This is a genomic window from Alicyclobacillus sendaiensis NBRC 100866, assembly GCF_001552675.1.
GTDB lineage: Bacteria > Bacillota > Bacilli > Alicyclobacillales > Alicyclobacillaceae > Alicyclobacillus > Alicyclobacillus sendaiensis.
Genome location: NZ_BCRQ01000132.1, coordinates 1 through 1,398, shown reverse-complemented (window position 1 = coordinate 1,398; position 1,398 = coordinate 1). Strand labels below are relative to the sequence as shown.

Here is a 1,398-nt window from a genome sequence, read left to right as displayed (position 1 = left end):
CCCCTCGTATGAATTGATTTAGACCAAGCTCTTACGTCAACTACAAACACGCAGGGTTCAAGGGTTGAGTCGCTGGGGTATCCCCAGAGACAATGACCTTAAGCGTAGGGTCCGGGGCAGTTCTGATCGCCCCTGTCGTCACCGCTTGGGTGAACTTCTCGGAAAGACTGTCTCCCCGAAGCGGGTGTGTGATCTTTGACTCGCAGGCGGTCCCTCGTCCGTCTCCTTCCTGCATGTCAGCAGCATGCGGGTGTACCCAGGGAGCGGCCGGTGAGTTCTCATCACGCGAGGCTGAGAGATACGCCCGCGGCTCGGGGATACCCCAGCGACTCAGACGCCCCACCCTGCCAAACAGGAGGTGAGTCTGACCATGGCATGTCTGTATGTCGGTATCGATCTCGGTCTGAGCAACTTTGTCGTCCGCGTCATTGACGAGCAGGGCAAACCCGTGTCCGGAACGTTGACCTACACCAATGACCTGGTAGGCGCCGAGAAGCTCGTGGACAAGCTCTTGGAGTTCCTTGAATCCACCGGTTCCACACAGCTTCGAATCGGCATGGAGGCCACCAATGTGTACTGGTGGCACTTGCACGAGTTTCTCTCGCAAAACGACGCCCTCCAGCCATTTGACACGGAGATCTATGTCCTCAATCCGTCGCTGGTCGATGGGTTCAAAAAGGCCTATACCAAGCTGCCCAAAACCGACGCGATCGATGCCTGGGTCATCGCTGACCGGCTGCGTTTTGGCGGGCTGCGCCCCACGCTGCCGCAAGACCCGCGCTATGCCGCTCTGCAACGATTGACCCGCTTTCGCTATCACCTGGTCCACAATCTCATCCGTGAGAAGAATCGGGCGCTGGGTATGATTTTCCTCAAGTTCTCGCCGCTGTGCGACGACCAGCAAAACCCTTTCAGCGACCCGTTCGGCAAGGCGGCCACCGCCGTTCTCTCTGAATTGACACCGGATGAAGTCGCAGAGCGTCCGTTAGAAGAACTCGCCCAGTTCATCGCGGAGCACGGCAACAACCGGCTACGTGACCCACAAGAGTTAGCCCGGGAACTCAAGCGGCTCGCTCAGCGTGCGTACCGGCTGAATCCAACCATGGCCGACGCGATTGAGGTCACGCTGTCGATGACGCTGAGCAACATCCAGTTCCTGCAGCGACAACTCAAGGAGCTGGACAAGGTCATCGCGCGCCATTTGGCGGCCATCCCGCAGACGCTCGATACCGTGCCCGGCATTGGGCCGGTGATTGCGGCCGGCATTGTTTCCGAGATTGGAGACATCTCTCGTTTCGACGACCAAGCTGCCCTCGCGAAATTTGCGGGCTTGACATGGTCCGTCCACCAGTCAAGCCAATTCCGGGCCGATGACACCAAACTGACAAAGTCAGGGAA

The 1,398-nt window shown here is 58.5% G+C and carries 1 protein-coding gene; it reads left to right on the top strand.

Annotation, left to right across the window (positions count from 1 at the left end; all coding sequences use genetic code 11):
* Positions 1 to 370 precede the first annotated feature (370 nt).
* A partial coding sequence (locus AS26_RS13560) for an IS110 family RNA-guided transposase (protein ID WP_157068520.1) occupies positions 371 to 1,398 on the top strand: 1,028 nt, incomplete at its 3' end.